Raw genomic sequence first — 17,828 nt, 5'->3', positions numbered from 1 at the left:
TGGAGAAGTCGCCTGCAGGCAGACGCTTCGGTCAGTGATCCAGCCGTGCCGGAAGAACCGGACCCGACGCACCCTACGCAGCCCCCGAGGATCCCTGGAAGCCACCGTCAACGCTAAATGTCAGTGCCCGCCCGTACCGTTCTTCCTGTTGCCGATCAAGCGTGATGGAGGGAGTACATCGATGCGTGATGAGTCGTTGCGCACGATCGCTGCTCCCTTCGTGGCCGTTGGCCCGTCGGGCGTGGCGATCCGCACCCGCCTAAAGCACCTGGGGGCCGGCGACGAGGAGGTGTTGCGCCTGGTGGGCGCGCATCTGGGTTCGCTGGCCGCTAGAGACCTCAAACGCCGGTGTGCCGACGGTCTGGAGCACTCCGCGGAGAGGTGGGCGGAGCGTAAGCGGGCCTTGACGGGGGAGTCTTCGTCGCGTTGGGCCGGGAGTATTACCAAGGCCACGCATGATCAGTGGGCGCTTGCGCGGCGTGCCCAAGTCGCGCACATCGAAAGCCTTCAGGCGGGCGTGCGGACGATCGCGCACCGCCTGTCCCTCCCGATCGGCGAGAAAGGAAACAGGCGGGCGCCGGGCGGCTACCGCAGCGCACAAGAGTGGTTCGCCAAGACCCGGCGCCTGCAGGTCCTTCAAGACCGGCTCAGTGCCGAGCAGGCCGACCACGCCGTCGGCCGCGTCCGCATCGTGCGCGGCGGGAAGCGGCTCGCGCGCAACCGGCACCACCTGCACGCCGCCCAGCTCACGCAGGCCCAGTGGCGGCAACGCTGGGAAGCATCGCGCTGGTTTATGCAGGCGGACGGGGAATCGGGCAAGCGGTACGGGAACGAGACGATCCGCGTCACCCCGGACGGCGAGGTGTCGCTGAAGCTGCCTGCGCCGCTTGCCCACCTGGCCAACGCCCCGCATGGCCGGTACACGTTCACTGGCGCTGCCCTCTTCCACCACCGGGGCGAGGAGTGGGCCGACCGCATCACCACGAACCGGGCCGTGGCCTACCGCATCCACTACGACACAGACCGCTCCCGCTGGTACCTCACCGCCTCCTGGACCATCCCACCGGTCAAAACCGTCCCCCTGTCCCACGCCCGCACAGGCGGCCTGATCGGTGTCGACACGGACGCCGACCACCTCGCCGCCTGGCGCCTCGATCAGCACGGCAACCCATGCGGCGAACCGCGCCGCTTCTTATACGACCTGTCCGGCACCGCGATGCATCGTGACGCCCAGGTACGGCATGCACTGATCCGGCTGCTGCACTGGGCCGAACGCCACGGCCTGTCGATCGCGGTCGAAGACCTCGACTTCAGCACGGAGAAGACCCGGGAGAAACACGGGCGCCAGAAGCGGTTCCGGCAGGTGATCTCCGGCATGCCGGTATCCAAGCTGCGGGCCCGGCTCGTCAGCATGGCGGCCGAACTCGGCATCACCATCATCGCCGTCGACCCGGCCTACACCAGCAGGTGGGGCGCCCAGCACTGGCAAAAGCCCCTCACCGGCACGACCGGGAAAACCACCCGTCACGATGCCGCGAGCATCGCGATCGGCAGGCGCGCCCTGGGGCACCGCATCCGGCGACGGACGGCACCGCCCCCACACGACCAGAGTGATCGTGTGGGGCATCGGACCGCCCAGGCCGGACACGGCACCCCAGGGCGTGAGGAAACTCGCCCCCGCATCCCCGGACCACGGACACGATCCGTGTCGCCGGACGCGGCGCGAACGCGGGAGACCAGTGCATCCACCACCGTTCGGGATGCGCCAGTTGACCAGGATTGGGTACAAGACTCACTCCTGCTCACTGATTAAGAACGGTTGTGGTCAGCCGGCGGAACGACGCCGGTGTGCCTTCTTTGCCGCGGTCTTCTTCGCCGTCTTCCTTCCGGTCGGCTTCGCACGGCGTGTCTGTGCTGCGTCCACGCTCTGTTGCAGCACCGCCATCAAGTCCACCATGGCTCCCTCGACGCCCCGGGACTCCGGTGCGTGCGGCGGCTCCATGCCCTGAAGCCTGGCAGCGACGACCCGCTGCAGGGCGCGGCTGTAGTCGTCGTGCTGCTCCGCCAGGTCGAAGCCGGAGCCCATGGCGTCCATCAGGCTGTACGCCATCTGCAGTTCCTGGCGGCGGGCCGGTGGGGTCTTCGGGACGGTGATCTCCTGAGCAGGGCGCAGTTGGTCGGGCCACAGCATGGTCTGCATCGCGATTACCTCGTCCCGAGCCCAGAGTACGACGAGCGATTCCCGGGTACGCAGCGCTGTCCGTGCGATGGCCACTCGCCCGGACTTCCTCATGGCGTCGCGCAGCAGGACATACGGGCGCGCGCCAACGGTGCCGGTACCGAGGTAGTACGCCGTGTCCAGTGCGAGCGGGTCGATCTGGTCTGCGTCGACGAACGCCAAGATCTCGATGCGTCTGGCGGTAGGAAGCGGAAGGTCGGCGAGATCGTCGTCGCTCAGTATGACGACCCGGCCGTCCGGGGCCTCGTAACCGGGCGCCACTTCCTCAAACGGGATTTCGACGTCCTCGTGTTCGCAATAGCGGCGCAGGCGTACCCGGCCACCGCCACACCGCGTGTGCACCTGGTGCAGCGGGACCTCGTGTTCCTTGGTGGCCGCGTGCACGGTCACCGGGATGGACAACAGGCCCCAGGTGATGGCCAGCTTGATGATGGTCTGCGGCATGGCTCCCATCGCACCTATGCCCGCCAATGATCGCATGTCGAGCAGGCCGCATTGGGTGTTCCGCTTGGCCTGTCTGCATGCTTCGGCTGAGACACTTTGGCCGTCAAGGAGCTTGGTGAGCTGATCCGGAGGGTGCAACATCGGGTGTGGAAGCTGCGCTCGGGGGTGGCTGGTGTACTTCGATCAAGCAGCGTGACACCTCGGGATGCCAGTGGGGTTCCAAAAGTCCCGCATACGTGCTGACCTGTTTGTTCGCCAGCTGATGTCGATCTTCGTCAAGCCGTGTTGCGGTACTCGTGGATCAGGCCGCCAGGGACGTCGTGGCGCTGTATCCGCTACAAGGCTCGACGTGCCGGAGTCCCGCTCGTGTTCGTGGATCCCGCCTATTCCTCCAAGGAGTGCGCGCAGTGCGGGCACGTGGACCGGCTCAACCGCGTCTCCCAAGCCAAGTTCGCATGCCGGTCGTGTGGCGTCGTTGCGCACGCCGACCGGAACGCTTCCCGCGTCCTCGCCCGCAGGGGCGAAGACGCGTGGACTGCGGGGTGTGAGTCACACGCCCCTGCCACCTCGTAAGGGTGTCTGGACGGAGGAGCCCACCCAGCAGCCAGTTGGGCGCTACCTCCAAGCCCGCTCCTTCAGGGCCGGGTCAAGTGACTTCCACCCCGGCGGCCCGACCCGTCACGGGGAGCCGGGCGACGACGACACCGCGGCGCGTACAGCGGCACTGTCAACAACGGCGTGATCTTCGGCTGAGTATCCGGCCCGCCGACCCAACCTCCAGCACCTCCGGCCACCGGGGGTGCTGTTCCCGTTCGGGCATGCCGCCAGACGCCGGGCCGGGCGCCGGGGTCATTGCTCGGCGCAGACTGCGTCGCCCGGTGAGGTGCGTACCCGGGCCAGGAGTGCGCGGAGTGCGGTCATCTCCTCCGGGGACAGGTCGCCGAAGAGTCCGCGTTCGACCTCGTCCACCGCGGTCTGGGTCTCGGCCAGGACGCCGCGGCCCCGGTCGGTGATGGCGACGATGTGCCGGCGCCGGTCGGAGGGGTTGCGGCGGCGCTCGACGAGCTGGGCGGACTCCAGGTCGTTGAGGATCGCGACCATGATGCTGGGATCCACCTCGAGCGCCGCGACGAGGCCCTGCTGCCCCATGGATCCGCACCTGCCGAGCAGCATCAGCGTGGCTGCGGCCCGCGGCGCGAGGCCGCAGGAGGCGAAGGCGCGCTGGACGCGGCTGTTGGCGATGGCGCCGTGCCGGGCCAGCAGGAAACCGAGCCGCTCCAGCGGGTCGCCGCCGGCAGCATCCTCAACCGCGATCTCGTTCCCTGTCATGGCTCCATGGTAGCGCGATGCCAACCATCGTGATCGATGGTTAATCCACGACTTTCAACGATTCTTCGGCGACCCGCGCCGCGACCGCGACCGCGTGCGGGACCCGCCCGCAGCCTTGGCGGGCGTTTGTGCCGGGTTATTCCACTTCCCCGGTTTCCTTACGCGAGGCGATGGTCACACTTCATAAACGATTGAGCGACATCAATCATCTGTTAGGTTCCATTCACCAGCGGTTCACAGCGCCGCCGGCCCCTCGGAACCAGCGCCTGCGAACCAGGCGCCCGCCCCGGGCGGCCCCGCGCGAATCGCCCCCGCACGACGCAGACCGGCCCACCGGCCGGACCGTCGTCCGACGCCCCCCACACCGGGGCACGGCAAGGAGAGACCCGACATGAACAAGTGGACGCGCATCATCGCAACCTCCACTGCCTCGGTGGCGCTCGCCGGCACCGCCCTGCTCGGAGCCACGGGTTCCGCCTCCGCCGCTCCCTGGCCCACCGGCCAGGACCGGCAGACCGTGACCGTCAGCAGCACGGCATGGGACAGGACCGCCGACCGCGCCGGGAACGACGACCGGCGCTGGAACGACGAGATCACCCGTCGCCACTACGACTACGGGCACCACCGCTGGAACGACGAGATCACCCGTCACCACTACAGCCACCAACGCGTGCAGTACTGGAGCCACGGCCACTGGGTGACCGTCTGGCTGTCCCACGGCCACGGACCCGTCCGCTGAGGCGCGACCGGATCCGGCACACCCCGCCGGACCACGACGCTGCGCCGTCCGGACGACGTCCCGGCCGACAGGGCAGGGAGCCACGCCGGTGCCCAGCCGCGCCGTCCTCACACAGCCCGGCACCGGCCGGCCCCCACCCCACTGCCTCCCGTCGCGCCACCGGCACACCGAAAGACCCGGAGAACACCATGCTCAACACCATCCCGACCACGAAGAACAGCAGCCTGCTCACCAACGCCCTCGTGGCCATGCGGCGCCTGCCAACCCCCACCCCCACCGCCGGCACCGGACGACACCGCGGCCGACCCGCCAACGAACGCCTCGCCTCCGTCGGCGCCCCCGGCATGGGCACCCACCGCCGCCCGCCCGGCACCCCCGCCCCCGGCGACACCGCCGCCCAGGACTGAACACCACGGGCATCCTCGGAGTTCAGCCGGCCTTGGCCGGGCGCAGCCGCGCCGCTCAGGCGTTCCCCCTCCGCGCGGGACTTCAGCACCTGCGCGACGCCGATCGCTGCGCCAACATGACCGTAGTCAGAACGCGGAGTTGCTCGTCGACCACGCCCTCAGAGGACTCGGCAATGGCTTCGAGGCTGGTGCCCGCGGTGATCCAGGCATTGGTCAGTGCTTGGAGCGACAGGGCAGTGGCGATGAGCCGGCTACCGAACGCGGAATCCAGTCCGCTCCTCACCCGGGCCAGCACATCGAGCCGGAGCCACCAGCGGCGCCCTACCGCACGGACCTCACGCCACCACCAGGGCCTGGACGGCATACCCGCCGATGATCACCAGCGGGTACGGGGAGCCGATGGCCAGGACGTCCGCCAGCAGGCGGCGTGCAGGTCGGGAAGTCTCACGCGGCCGCCGGGCCGGGGTGGGTACGCCGTCGCCGGGCCGGGGGCTGGGCGGGAGGCACGTCGGCCAGAGCCCGCAGCTGGGGGAACCGGTCCTTGAGGCTGATCCCCGGGAGTGGACACCGGGTTTCATGCGACGAGTGACAGCGTATGTGATGTGGTCAGTTGCTGTTCGAACTCGGCTGGTGTGAGGTAGCCGAGCGCGGAATGCCGACGGCGCCGGTTGTAGTACGACAGCCAGCGGAGCAGTTCCAGTCGAGTCTGTGCCTTCGAGGTTCAGCGCCTTCCGTGGAGCAACTCGCGCTTGAGACCCTGGAAGAACGACTCGGCGAGGGCATAGCTTGAGCCGACCCGGCCCATGCTGCGGCGGATGCCGTGTCGGCGGCAGACCTCGGCGAAGGCGGCCGCGCTGTATTGGGCGCCCCTGTCCGTGTGGAAAATGACGCCGCGAACCCGGCCGCTGCGGGCGGCCACGGCCATCTCGATCGCGTCGGTGACCAGCGAGGTGCGCATGTGGTCGGCGATCGACCAGCCCACCACCTTCCTGGAGCAGATGTCGATCACCGTGGCGAGATAGAGCCACGTCGAGCCGACGGCTATGTAAGTGATGTCGCCGCACCACCTGGTATTCAGCGTGTCCGCGGTGAAGTCGCGCATGACCAGGTCCGGCGCGGGCGGCGCGGTCCTGTCCGCGATTGTTGTTCTCTTCTTCTTGCGTAGGTGCCGGCCGACGATGTGGTTGATCCGCATCCGCCGGGTGACGCGCTTGCGGTTGATCCTCCGTCCTCTCGCACGCAGCTCAGCATGGACGCGCGGAGCCCCATACGCCCCCTGGTGTTCGGCATGGATGGCGCGGATCTCGCTCACGGTCCGCTTCTCCTCGGCCCGCCGCTCGGCGCGGGCCTGCTCGGTGGCCAGATGCCGGTAGTAGCCGGCGCGGGACACCCCAAGCACCCGGCAGATCCGCTGCACGCCGAAGTCGGCGCGGTTGTCGGAGATGAAGTCCCAGCGGCAGGGGCTCACTTCACCTCTCGGGCGAAATAGGCCGCTGCCCGGCGTAGGATCTCGCGTTCCAGCTGCCACTCCTGCTCGGCCTTGAGCAGCCGGGCCAGCTCCTCCGCCGCGTTCCCCCTGCCATCGCGGTCCTCGGGCGCGGACTGGGCCTCGTCCTTGCGCACCCAGGTCCGAAGCGACTCCGCGGTGATGCCGAGATCTGCGGCTACCGCCGCGTACGTCCGCTTCCCGCCCGCGGCGCGGTACAGCGCGACGGCGTCCTTCCTGAACTCCTGCGGATACGGAGACTTGCGTCCCACCTGGACATCCCTTCCTGGACCATCAAGATCCATTGTCAGGGTGTCCACTCCAAAGGATCATCCTCAGTCAGTTTCCGCGAGTGGTACGTGCCCTACGCGGTTCTCGGCCAATTCAGGGCGACGCAGACGCCCGCTGGCTTCCGTTGGTCCATTGCTTACCGATCGGAGCGAATCTCTTGCCGAAGACGCAGGTTGAAAGTCCGGAGAACTTCCACAACATCTGCTTGGTCCGTCACGTTGTCGGTGCCTTCTGCTCGCCATACCAGCCGGGCGAACTCATCGGCGGATTCGCGCGTCTCGACGCGACACAACAGATGCACGACTGACCTGCCGGTCTGTAGCTTGCCCTGCCAGGCCACACGGTCTGCCCTCGTAAGGTGGCGCTGGTCACTGCCTTCGAGCTGGGACTCATAGAGATGCAGACCGGCGGTGATGAAGTCCGCTGCGCTCTTCAGCTTCTGTTCCCGCAGCCAACGCCGGTCTTCATTGCGGCCGGTAACCCCCGCGCCAAGTACCACACCAGCCAACCCGATGAGCGCCCCCACAAGGCCCGCCAAGAGGTTCCCCACGCACACCACCACTCTCAAGACGCCAACGGTCCCGATCTCCATACCGCATCCTGAACACCACTCGCACTCACATTGGCAGAAGAGGACATCGGCGATGTCCGGCACTCGCTGTCGACTCCAGTGAGAAATGCCAGTTCGGATGAGACACGAAGTAACGCAAACAGGATAAGTCCGATGGTGATCTGCGCTGTCGGCCGAGAACCTGCCAGCGATGCTGGTATCACAGTGAGACTCAACAAGCTCCGTTGAGAACGGACACCAATCCCGTCCAGGAAGGTCAGCGGCGCGAGGACGACCAACTTCGTTGAGACAGGACACCAGCCGCTCCGCTACGTCTTTCTGCCAGACGAGCGGCGCACCCGCGTAGGTTGAGGCGTCCCTTCCGTCCGCGGACGTCATCGTCCATCGGATACGGGTAGATCATCCGTCGCCGAAGTCAGCGGTGTTGTTGGTGACGAACCAGACATGCTCGGCAGGGTTGTTCTTCAGGAACTCCAATTCGGAGCCTGCGCAGAGCATTCGGGGGTAGACGGTGCAGAAGTGACGCCAGGAACGCCCTGTCGCTTGAAGTAAACCGTGGTCTGTTGTTGCCGAGTTGGCGTTCCAGCACTGTGATCTGGTGGCGCCGGGCGAGGATCTCCGTGTCTTTATCTCGGTCGCTCACCGGCAGCAGGCGGAGCATCGCGAACGCGTTCGTCACACCGAGATAAGCCAGTCGCAGCAGCACGACCGATCATGATGCCGGGGTGATCGCCATCCCCGTCAAGGTGCCGACTCAGCCCCCGCACCCGACATTACGGAGATTACCGCACGCCTGCTCTCACGAGGGCGGATGAGGTTATCGGCAAGGGCACCGTCTAGCATGCCGTATCGACGTATCGATATACGAAGAAACTCGTATGGTGCCAGCCCGCGGCGTGGCTGCATACTTCCGGGGGAGCAAAGACGGGCGTCGATGGCCCGGGACCACCGGCATCGGCGGAACGTGGCTGCCAGCAGGCGGTAGCGTGCGGCGACAGCCCCGCCGCCGACAAGACCGTCCCAGCCTGATGAAGCCGAGGTTGGCTTTTGATCATGTGACTTGAAGGGGGGCTGCGATGGGGGCGTGCGGTGAGGTCGAGACCGTCGAGGTGACGTCCTGGCATTTGTGCTGGACCTGGCACGGGCCGTGGCTCTGCAAGGAGACGAAGACGGTCAACCTGTTCTTGTATGAGTTCGCAATTCTTCGTGAGCGAGTGCGCTGGTTCACGGCGAAGTACACGGCGTGTTGCGAATCTAGCGGGGGCGAGTTCCAGTGGAGCGAGTTCAGCTGGAGATTGTATTGGAACCCGCCGGACCGACGCGACGTGAGGCGCACCTTCGACCATCAGTTGGTGTCTACCGGAAAATGCTCGCTGTCGTGAGCAGATCTTCGGGCAACTTCTCGCCGGGTCCCGCGGGGGCCGTGGACGGCAGCCCTGTCAAGTGAGTGCTAGGTCTACCGTGAAATCGCCATGCTCCGCTGGCCCGCGAATGTAGTCGAAGCAAGGGCGAGAGCTTTGGCACCGGGCCGGGAGACGGGGTCGGGTTGTGGTCAGCAGGGCGTATCGCGAGAACGGGACCGGCATCGACATTTCGGCCGGAGAAGAGCGGACCTACCGATTGCCGCGGATGTCCCCCGGGGAGTTCGTCGTGCGGGCGCAGAACATCACCCTCGTGGGGCCCCCGAGTAGGGGGACTCCTTTTCCCCCGACGGGATCTGGTGGCGCTGGTTTGCCCGGCGGCAACCTCGGTGGTTCCTTGCCCTCGATGCACCGGCCGGCGCCTGGGGGAGGTTCCCTTGGCCTCCCTCCGCTCCAAGCGACGTTGGCCAGCCCGGGTGATGGCGGCTCCTTGCCGCCGCAGCTGGCGAGTGAGCTCACCATGGAGCTCCTCCACGGCGGTCAAGTGGTCGGATCCGACCGCAACACCGTCCTGGTGCAGACGCCCTCCGAGGGTGATGACACCTGGGAGCTGCGGGTCACTCTCGACCCGCACGCGACGATGAGCCCGGCCCGCTATGTGATAACGGTCCAGTACCCGTCGATGCTGCCCATGCTCACCCGCCGCATCCCCCTGACCTACCTCCAGAACGGGTTCAACGAGAACTGGAACGGTCGTGACTACCTCTTCGCCACCCTCGAGGGGTCAAACTTCACGCTCCAGATCGACCAGCAGGTCGCGACGTACTACAAGCTGCAAGAGGCCTACACCTGGAATCTATCCGACAAGCACGTGAGCTTCAGCAACTTCGACATCAGCGAGCTACACCTGTCGTGCGGGTCAATGCCCAGCCCCTTCGCCTTCGCGTCCGGCACCCTTGCGTTCTTCCAGGTCACCGTTCACGTCAGACGGAGGATCCACGGAGAGCCGATGAAGGTCAGCTTCTGGAACGTGGACTTCGACGTCGCTCCGTTCGACATCACGGTCCGCTTCTTCCCGTGGTCGTTCAATCGGCTGACGTTCTTGTCGACGTTCGACTGCACCCTGCTGGACCTGATTCGCCAGTACCCGGGGCTCGGGTCCCAAGCGGATGACCTCCATGCCTTCATCGTCCAGCAGCTCGACGAGATCGGCTACAAAGTGGGCGCTGCACTGGCGCCGTGGTTCCTCGGCGCGGACTACGAGATCCGTGACCTGACCTTCGCCCCGACCAGCAGCCAGCCCGATCCTTGGGGTCTCGGCGACATTGTCATCACCTACGTCGGGCTTCCGCTCGACGATGACAGCGGACCTTCCAACACCACCGGGGGACCCGTTTTCACCAGCTCCAACCCGCCGCTGTTGCTCGACACCCGGTTCCTGCCCAAGGGCCGCGCGGACGCGGCGACTGAGGACGTCCCGTACGCGCCACGGGGAGCAGGAGACGTCGCCTGGAGGCCACCACCGGTACCGGACGCCGGCGGGCTGCCGCACCCTCCGTCCGGACACCGGCCGACGACGGAGCCCGGCGACCTCGCGAAGGTGGACCACATCGTGGTCGTGATGATGGAGAACCGATCCTTCGACCACATGCTCGGCTACCTCAGCCGCGAGGGCGGCCGCAGCGACATCGAGGGTCTGGAGCCCGCGGACGTGGCGGTCCCGACCCAGTTCAACTACTTCAACGGGCGCTACTACTACCCCACCCACCTGACCAACACCCAGATCCTCGACAGCCCCCACCACAGCCACGAAAACGTGAAGGGCCAGCTCGCCGACGGGCACGGTCACTTCGTCAGCGACTACGCGAGGATCGTCTCCGACGACCCCGAGACGCTGCTACAGGTGATGGGCTACTACGGCGCGGAGCTGACGACGTATGCCCACCTCGCCGACCAGTTCACGGTGTGCGACCACTGGTTCTGCTCGCACCCCGGGCCGACGATCCCGAACCGGTTCATCACGCTCACCGGCGACCTCAACCGGGATGAGTACGGTCAGCCTGAAGTCGACACCCCCGACTTCCGCACCTTCACCCCCTCTGAGACCCCCACGCTCTTCGACCACCTGACCGAGCGTGGCGTGTCGTGGGTGTACTTCGAGAACAGGGTGAGCCTGATGCGAGCCTTCACCAAGTACACCTTCGACATGACCAACGTCCGAGGGTTCCTCGACCCGATCAACGGGTTCGAGGCGACCGTTGCCGGGCAAGCCCCGCTCGGCGGCTCCGGCGGACTGCCCAGCGTGACGTTCATCGACCCGGCGTTCGGGGACCTGCCGGCAGGCACCCACGCCGCCCAGCAGGACAACGATGACGCGCCACCGTCAGACCTGATGGACGGGCAGAGGTTCATCAACGGAATCGTCAAGATCCTTTTCGACCCGGAGGCCAACCCGACAGGCTGGCGCAACACGATGCTGCTGGTCGTCTACGACGAGCACGGCGGCTTCTACGACCACGTCGAACCGCCCATCGTGTCCACGTCCCTCACCGGCCAAGGCTCGGGCCGGCTCGGGCCGCGCGTCCCAGCCTTCGTCGTCTCCCCCTGGACCCCGGCCCGCAGCGTCCTGAAGGACACCTTCGAGCACGCCTCCATCGCCGCCACGATCCTGCGCCGTTTCTGCTCGCCGCACCCGCCGTCGATGGGCCCTCGCGTGGACGCAGCCGCAGATCTGCGCGGCGCCCTCTCACTGGGCAGACCCCGCGAGGGCCGGATCCGACCCCCAACCGCCGTGCCCAGCCCACCATCAGCGATCACGCGAACGGCCCCACGCCAGTTCCGGGCACCAGACCGCGCCGACGACTACGGCGCCTTCCTCAGCGGCCTCATGCTGACCCTGGGCAGCGCACCCGCCTGACCACTGTCCTGGGCTGTGCTCAGGTGGGCCTTGGCGCGTGTCCTGTTGCGCATGCGGGGTCTGGGGTGCGGTAGGGAAGTCTGCGCAAGCGCTATCCGGCTGCGCATGTGCGCAGCTTCATTGCTTGGCCTGTTTGCCGGTTGCGTAGCGCTGTGACCTGCTGTGGTGAGGCTTGTGGTCGGGGTTGTGGCCCTCGTGGTCGGGCCTGTGGTCGGGAACTGGGGCCTGCGCAACGACCTTGTTTCTCCTGTGACGCGGCGTGTGCCTTGTTACGGCACCGGCTGTCTTCCGGTGCTGCTCACCGTCGCCGTCTTGGGCGGTGGTCCTTGTGTTCGCGGATTTCGACGTGCAGTCCGAGACCTTCGAGTAGTCCCCGCCCGCCGCGGCCTCGTTCCGCTGTGTGGCGAGTGCGGCGCACACGCCGCAGCGTGGTGCGGGCTTGGGTCACGCGGGCGGCAGCGCCAGGTCGACGGGTGGGCTCATCGTCTTCGACATCGGGGGTCTCCGTGGGGCGTGGGTGGCTGCTGGGGCTGAACGCGGTGGCGAGGGCGGCGGGATCGGTGAGTAGTCCGGATCCGTCGGGACGGGACAGCCAGAAGCGGCCGCAGGCCTGCCGGCCTGTCGGTGGGCAGTGCAGGACCGAGCCGGCAGGTTGCACGGCCACCTGCCGTATCTCTGCGAGCTCGGCTTCGGCGGTGATGGGCACCAGCCACCAGGTTTTCCGCTGCCCGGAGGCCGACTGCGGGTGCGAGCTGACGGTGACCAAGGCGGCTCCGCCTTCCTGCACCAGCCGGCAGGACGCCCCGAGGTGCTGCTGCGGCAAGACCATGGTCAAGAAGTCCGAGTAGCGTGGGAACCGGAGAGCCCGGCCCTGCGATGCCGGACGATACCCGCCCTGGTGGTTTCCCCCGTGCCACCGTGGCGGGGCGATTTCGCCGACCGTGCGGTCACTGGCCGTCCGTCGCCTGGAGGACGGCGAGGTCGGCGTGGGCCCCCGACGGCGGCGTGGCCGCCGTCTTGGCCGCGGCCGCCATCGTGGGCGGGGCCGACGTGGTGGTCGGCGCCCACAAAGTGGCGGCAGTCGAGCACAGCGTTGCGTTTACGGGCGCGGTCACATGGTTGGGCGCTGGGATGAGTCGTGCCCGGAGTTGCCGCCCGCATCGCCGAGGGTTGTGCTGGAAGTGGCGGCATTTACGCCACGTGTCGGTGCGCTTCCGAGGCTGCGGAGGGTCTCACCCGCCGGACTGGAAGGAGGCGGCGATGAGCCGTGAACACTCTTTGGTCGACGCTGACTGGGCCGAGCAGCACCTGGACGACCCGCAGGTGGTATTCGCCGAGGTGGACGAGGACGTCAGCGCCTACGAACAGGGCCACATCCGCGGCGCGGTGAAGTTCGACTGGAAGATGGACCTGCAAGATCCCTTCCGCCGCGACTTCGTCGACCGCGAGCACTTCGAGGAGTTGCTGTCCAACCGCGGCATCGCGCCTGACCATACGGTGGTGCTCTACGGCGGCAACAACAACTGGTTCGCCGCGTACGCCTACTGGTACTTCAAGATCTACGGGCACGACCAGATGCGCCTCCTCGACGGCGGACGCAAGCTGTGGGAACTGCAGTCCCGGCCGCTGACCGACGAGGCGCCGCAGCGGCCCAGGACCGACTACACGGCCAAGGAACCGGACTTTTCGATCCGGGCCTTCCGTGACGAGGTACTCGCCTCGATCGGGAGCAAAAACCTGATCGACGTCCGCTCTCCCCAGGAGTTCTCCGGAGAGCTGCTGGCCCCCGCCCACCTGCCACAGGAAGTGGCTCAGCGCGGCGGGCACATCCCGACCGCCAGGAACGTGCCCTGGTCAAAGGCGGCCAACGACGACGGCACCTTCAAGTCCGACGAGGAACTGCGGGCGCTGTACCGTGACGCCGGCGTCGACTTCGACCGGGAGACCATCGCCTACTGCCGGATCGGCGAGCGCAGCGCCCACACCTGGTTCGTCTTCCACGAACTGCTCGACCATGCGGACGTCAAGAACTACGACGGCTCGTGGACCGAGTACGGCTCGATGGTCGGCGTCCCGATCGAGAAGTGACCGGAGCAGCAGCCTCACAGACGGTAAGCAACGGACCAGACGTGACCAGAACCCCAGCGGCGCCGACGGGTGGCCGACGCCAGGCAGCCGCTGTACCGGAGATCGACACCACCGCCCGGACCGAGGTGGCCGGCCGCGTCGAGGCCGCCGACGGGCCGGTCGCGGGTGCCTGGGTCCGCCTGCTCGACCCGGCAGGGGAGTTCGTCGGCGAAGTGGTCACCGCCTCCTCGGGCACGTTCCGCTTCTACGTGACGCCAGGGCACTGGGTGCTGCGCGTGCTGTCGCCGCGCGGCGCCACAGAGCTGCCGGTGGAGGCGCAGCTCGGTCAGGTCACCGAGGCCCAGCTGCGCCTGTCGGCTCAGCTGCCCGAGGGCCTGGAGGTCATCCAGCTCGCCACGCTGAGCCTGGGCAACCGCAGCTACCTGATCACGGACGGGTCGGTAGCGGTCGCCGTGGACCCCCAGCGCGACCTGGAGCGGATCACCGCCGTGCTCGACTCGCGGGCCTTGCGGCTCGACGCGGTCGTCGAGACCCACCTGCACAACGACTACGTCACGGGCGGTCTCGAACTGGCCCGCCGATTCGATGCCGCCTATGCGGTGCCGGCCGGGCCCAAGCTCGGCTTCGACGCCGTCCGGGTACGCGACGGCGACCAGCTTCCGGCCGGCGAGCTGCAGATCCAGGTGATCGGCACGCCGGGGCACACCGACCACCACGTCGCCTACGCCTTCGCACCCTCCGGCGGGACGCCACGGCTGGTATGCACAGGCGGTTCGCTGCTGTACGGCACCACCGGGCGCACCGACCTGATGGGTGCGGACCTGGCCGAGCCGCTGGCCCGCCGGCAGTACCGATCAGCCCGCCACCTGGCCGAGGTACTGCCCGATGACACCGTGGTCCTGCCGACCCACGGATTCGGAAGCTTCTGCACGGCGACGACCGCCACCGCGGTCGCACGTTCCACCATCGGCCGCGAACGCGCCGCCAACCCCGTCTTCACCCTGGCAGAGGACGCCTTCGTCTCCAGCGCCCTGGCCGGTCTTGAGCCCTACCCCGCGTACTACCGCCACATGGCACCGATCAACGCCGCCGGACCCGTGCCCCTGACCACCCTGACCGTGCCGCACACCGCCACTCCCTCCGAGCTGGCCGACCGCATCGCAGCCGGGGAGTGGGTGGTCGACGTCCGGCCGCGAGCCGACTTCGCCCACATCCACCTGCGGGGCACGGTGAACTTCGACGCCCGCGGATCGCTGGCCACATACCTGGGTTGGCTGGTGCCATTCGACGCTCCGCTCACGCTGCTGGCCGCCGACGCCGAGCAGCTCGAAGCCGCCCGGCACGGGCTGCTGCGGATCGGCTTCGACCACCCCGCGGCCGTCGCCGCCGGAAGCCCGCTGGTATGGGCAGGCCCACCCCGGCTGGCCTCCTACCCCCGATCGGACTTCACGACCCTGGCCACCGCCCGGGTCGGGCGGCCGATAGAGGTCCTGGACGTCAGAAGCGGCAGCGAGTGGCGCTCCGGACACCTACCCGGCGCCCGGCACGTTCCGCTGCCCGAAGTGCCCGGAGCCCTTTCCGCCCTGCCGGACACCGAAATCTGGGTGCACTGCCGCAGCGGCTTCAGAGCCGCGATCGCGGCTTCACTGCTTGCCGCCGCAGGACACCAGGTCGTCCTCGTCGACGACGCCTTCGAGCACGCAAGGCCCATGGTGCAGGGACAGTAGGGCCACCGCCCCCATGCAAGCCGGCACGCCCGTCCCAGGCATCACCCCGGCACAGCTCCAGCGTCCGCGCCGCTCCTTGCTGTGGTCACCGTGTGACGTCCAGCTCTGTGTACTCCCCGGCCGCGTAGCGGCCGGGGAAGTTGCAGACCAGCTCGTAGCGGCCGGGCTGCACCGTCACCGTGCTCCAGGCCATCGCGCCGGGCGTGATGCCGATCCCGGCTCCCGCACTGCAGCTGCGTGAAGCGTCTCTGGTTGGCTTAGCGAGCCTGAGCGTTGCTCAGCCTTGGGAGCCAATCGCCTTCGTGCCCTGGTATTGAACGACAGGAGCCGCCAGCCCGCGTGGCACGTCCCTCCGGACGCTGGTCGACCGGGCCGCAAGACCCGACCGAGGAGGGTGCGGGCGTCGCCTGGGCGCCGGGCGTGCGCGTAGCACTCTGCCACAGGTTCACTACGCTTCGCTAATCAAACTGGTGAGCCTCACCCGAGTGCGCCCGCTCGACCGCTTCACTCCAACGGACGCCTTCTACGCGTGGCGCGGAATCGTTGGCCCGTACGGTGGGACGGCCATCCCGCCGGACCGCTCATCGCGCTTCGTCGAAGGAGACCGCTCATGAGGATTCTTCTTAAAGCCTCCGCCGCCCTTGCCGTCACAGCATTGCTCGCGCTGCCGGCCACATCCGCATTCGCGGATGACGGCTCCCGCACGGTGAAGGTGGAGGGGCAGTTCGTGCCGTCTTCGCCGTTCCATCCGTCGCAACCGCTGACGTACGACGCGAAGACGGTGCCCGTGGGCGCTCGCATTTCCGTCGTCGAGCAGGTGGGAGGTCCCATCGGCGGCGCGGCCACCAGCGTTCGGCTCCAGGTGAGCGGGCTGCTCCCGAACCGCGTGTATGGAGCGCATGTGCACACCAAGCCGTGTGGCCGCACCCCGGATGCCTCGGGTCCGCACTACCAGAACGTCAAGGACCCCAACCAGCCTTCTACCGACCCCGCCTATGCGAACTCCGAGAACGAGGTGTGGTTGGACTTCAGGACCGACGCCCAGGGCCGTGCCACCGCCGAATCCTGGCATGACTGGGGCTTCCGGCCGGGCGAGGCCCGGTCCGTGATCATCCATGAGCACGGGACGGCGACGAAGCCCGGCGAGGCAGGAATGGCTGGGGCACGGCTCGCCTGTCTTACTGTGCCGTTCGCCGGCACGACCGACGAGGCAGGCACCGGCAACTAAGGCCGGCCAGCCATGGGGGCGTCGGTGGCCCCATAGCTGGTGCCCGGCTGCATTGTCGTCAGTCGCCACGCTCCGCGCGGGCCCCTCATGAGCGGCCATACCGGGCGCGATCTTGCGGCTCCGTCGGGAGATAGAGCAATCACAAGCGCCTCCGGCGCGCCCCACGGGATTTACCACGCCCCGGCGCGCACCGAGCGTGCGGTGGTTCGCTGACCTGCTGTTTCAATTCCGGTCCGCCTGGGCGAAGGCGGCCAGCATGGGGATCACGGAGCTGGGGCGGCCGGTCGCCTCCACCTGTACCCAGTCGCCAAAGCGGCCGACGATCGCGCACACGTCCTCCACCTCGACGTGGCCGGGCTCACCGGACGGCCTGGACTCGCGCCGCCCGACAACCCGCGTACGGCGCTGCTCCTTTGAGATGCGCTTCACCGACTCGGCAACCGGTGCGCTCTACGACACCGACGCCGACGCCGAGCCGCTGATCCGCCGGCCGCAGGAGCCCCCCGACAACGCCGCCCCGTCGGGATGGACCGCGGCGGCGGGTGCCTTGTTGAGCTATGCCGCATACACCGGATCGGCGCCCCACCGGGCCGCCTTCGAACGGGCGTTGGGGGTGGTGAAGGCTTTCGGGCCGCGCGTGCCCCGGTTCGGTGGCTGGGGGCTCGCCGTCGCCGAGGCCGTGCTCGACGGGCCGAAGGAGGTCGCCGTCGTCGGGCCCGGCCTCGCGGACGAGCGGACAATCGCCCTGCACCGTACGGCGCTCCTGGGCACCGCGCCGGGCGCCGTCGTCGCCGTCGGTGCCGCCGAGAGTGACGAGTTCCCGCTCCTCGCCGGCCGCCCGCTGGTGGCCGGCGAGCCGGCGGCGTACGTCTGCCGCGACTTCACGTGCGACGCGCCGACGACCGATCCGGAACGGCTCATCTCGTCCCTGAACAGGAGCTGAGCACCCGGGACGCGGTGCATCGGGCTGGTGAACTGTCCGAAACGGGGCAGGTGTTCGC

At 68.0% G+C, this 17,828-nt stretch carries 13 protein-coding genes and 3 pseudogenes; 9 read left to right on the top strand and 7 right to left on the bottom strand.

What is annotated here, in order from left to right; translation table 11 throughout:
• Window positions 1-181: 181 nt before the first annotated feature.
• On the top strand, window positions 182-1,813 hold the full coding sequence (locus tag ABZ904_RS35460; RefSeq protein ID WP_361828087.1) for an IS200/IS605 family accessory protein TnpB-related protein: 1,632 nt from the start codon (window positions 182-184) through the stop codon (window positions 1,811-1,813).
• A 12-nt stretch (window positions 1,814-1,825) separates the two neighbouring features.
• Here the strand turns inward: ABZ904_RS35460 and ABZ904_RS35455 are convergent, their stop codons facing one another.
• Complete coding sequence (locus tag ABZ904_RS35455) at window positions 1,826-2,683, bottom strand: Ku protein (protein ID WP_361005590.1); 858 nt, start codon at window positions 2,681-2,683, stop codon at window positions 1,826-1,828.
• A gap of 330 nt (window positions 2,684-3,013) precedes the next feature.
• On the opposite strand from ABZ904_RS35455, the pseudogene ABZ904_RS35450 reads away from it, so the two are divergent.
• Window positions 3,014-3,256: pseudogene (locus tag ABZ904_RS35450) on the top strand (transposase); the annotation flags it as partial.
• Between the two features lie 276 nt (window positions 3,257-3,532).
• Here ABZ904_RS35450 and ABZ904_RS35445 read toward each other — a convergent pair.
• A complete protein-coding gene (locus ABZ904_RS35445; RefSeq protein WP_361005587.1) occupies window positions 3,533-4,012 on the bottom strand; it encodes a MarR family winged helix-turn-helix transcriptional regulator in 480 nt (159 codons plus the stop codon).
• A 391-nt stretch (window positions 4,013-4,403) separates the two neighbouring features.
• Between ABZ904_RS35445 and ABZ904_RS35440 the strand changes: the two genes are divergently transcribed.
• Entirely contained in the window at window positions 4,404-4,751 is a 348-nt protein-coding gene (locus ABZ904_RS35440; RefSeq protein ID WP_361828083.1) for a hypothetical protein, read from the top strand.
• Between the two features lie 188 nt (window positions 4,752-4,939).
• Complete coding sequence (locus ABZ904_RS35435) at window positions 4,940-5,158, top strand: hypothetical protein (protein WP_361005581.1); 219 nt, start codon at window positions 4,940-4,942, stop codon at window positions 5,156-5,158.
• An 82-nt stretch (window positions 5,159-5,240) separates the two neighbouring features.
• Here ABZ904_RS35435 and ABZ904_RS35430 read toward each other — a convergent pair whose 3' ends face one another.
• From ABZ904_RS35430 to ABZ904_RS35420, 3 genes and pseudogenes are all read right to left on the bottom strand, one after another.
• The gene (locus ABZ904_RS35430; protein ID WP_361005578.1) at window positions 5,241-5,522 is read right to left on the bottom strand and encodes a hypothetical protein; all 282 of its coding nucleotides are present in this window, start codon (window positions 5,520-5,522) and stop codon (window positions 5,241-5,243) included.
• A 210-nt stretch (window positions 5,523-5,732) separates the two neighbouring features.
• Window positions 5,733-6,916, bottom strand: a pseudogene (locus ABZ904_RS35425) (IS3 family transposase).
• 155 nt (window positions 6,917-7,071) lie between these two features.
• A complete protein-coding gene (locus ABZ904_RS35420; protein ID WP_361005575.1) occupies window positions 7,072-7,527 on the bottom strand; it encodes a hypothetical protein in 456 nt (151 codons plus the stop codon).
• A 1,860-nt stretch (window positions 7,528-9,387) separates the two neighbouring features.
• On the opposite strand from ABZ904_RS35420, the gene ABZ904_RS35415 reads away from it, so the two are divergent.
• A complete protein-coding gene (locus tag ABZ904_RS35415) occupies window positions 9,388-11,784 on the top strand; it encodes an alkaline phosphatase family protein (protein WP_361004400.1) in 2,397 nt (798 codons plus the stop codon).
• Between the two features lie 947 nt (window positions 11,785-12,731).
• Here ABZ904_RS35415 and ABZ904_RS35410 read toward each other — a convergent pair.
• Complete coding sequence (locus ABZ904_RS35410) at window positions 12,732-12,899, bottom strand: hypothetical protein (RefSeq protein ID WP_361004403.1); 168 nt, start codon at window positions 12,897-12,899, stop codon at window positions 12,732-12,734.
• A 145-nt stretch (window positions 12,900-13,044) separates the two neighbouring features.
• On the opposite strand from ABZ904_RS35410, the gene ABZ904_RS35405 reads away from it, so the two are divergent.
• The 3 genes from ABZ904_RS35405 to ABZ904_RS35395 all read left to right on the top strand — a co-directional run bounded on the left by ABZ904_RS35405 (window position 13,045) and on the right by ABZ904_RS35395 (window position 16,827).
• Window positions 13,045-13,872, top strand: a complete 828-nt coding sequence (locus tag ABZ904_RS35405) for a sulfurtransferase (protein WP_361004406.1) — start codon at window positions 13,045-13,047, stop codon at window positions 13,870-13,872.
• 41 nt (window positions 13,873-13,913) lie between these two features.
• Window positions 13,914-15,599: a DUF1416 domain-containing protein gene (locus ABZ904_RS35400; protein ID WP_361004409.1), complete on the top strand. Its 1,686-nt coding sequence runs from the start codon at window positions 13,914-13,916 to the stop codon at window positions 15,597-15,599.
• A gap of 610 nt (window positions 15,600-16,209) precedes the next feature.
• Window positions 16,210-16,827, top strand: a complete 618-nt coding sequence (locus tag ABZ904_RS35395; RefSeq protein ID WP_361828078.1) for a superoxide dismutase family protein — start codon at window positions 16,210-16,212, stop codon at window positions 16,825-16,827.
• Between the two features lie 222 nt (window positions 16,828-17,049).
• Here ABZ904_RS35395 and ABZ904_RS35390 read toward each other — a convergent pair whose 3' ends face one another.
• Window positions 17,050-17,256 (bottom strand): hypothetical protein, encoded by a 207-nt coding sequence (locus ABZ904_RS35390; protein WP_361828075.1) that lies wholly within the window; start codon window positions 17,254-17,256, stop codon window positions 17,050-17,052.
• On the opposite strand from ABZ904_RS35390, the pseudogene ABZ904_RS35385 reads away from it, so the two are divergent.
• Window positions 17,249-17,770, top strand: a pseudogene (locus tag ABZ904_RS35385) (hypothetical protein); the annotation flags it as partial. The gene ABZ904_RS35390 and the pseudogene ABZ904_RS35385 sit on opposite strands and share 8 nt — an antisense overlap.
• Window positions 17,771-17,828: the final 58 nt, after the last annotated feature.

Source organism: Streptomyces sp. NPDC046900 (assembly GCF_040644975.1).
Lineage (GTDB): Bacteria > Actinomycetota > Actinomycetes > Streptomycetales > Streptomycetaceae > Streptomyces.
This window is presented reverse-complemented; position numbering and strand designations above follow the sequence as displayed.